The sequence below is a fragment of the Bacillus sp. AFS017336 genome (assembly GCF_002555445.1).
GTDB lineage: Bacteria > Bacillota > Bacilli > Bacillales > Bacillaceae_G > Gottfriedia.
Genome location: NZ_NUCO01000098.1, coordinates 1 through 234, shown reverse-complemented (window position 1 = coordinate 234; position 234 = coordinate 1). Strand labels below are relative to the sequence as shown.

At 63.2% G+C, this 234-nt stretch carries 1 pseudogene; it reads right to left on the bottom strand.

The features are described 5' to 3' along the window. Positions 1 to 234, bottom strand: a pseudogene (locus CN601_RS28105) (extensin family protein); the annotation flags it as partial.

The window sequence follows — 234 nt, the reverse complement described above, 5'->3', positions numbered from 1 at the left end:
GGCGTCGCTTTCGGGATCTAGCACCGTCGTGAAATACAGGCAGCCGGCGGCGCTGACGGTGCGCTGGAAGGCGCCGGTCAGGGTCGAGTCCTCGCGCCTCGGCTTGACCGCGATATCCTCGCCCTTCTAGAAGCTGAAACTTGCGATATCCACCGCGTTGCCGCGTGCGTGTTCGGAAATCTTGCCGGTTTCGGCGCTGTTGCGCAGGCGGCAGATATAGGAGGAGGCCTGGTT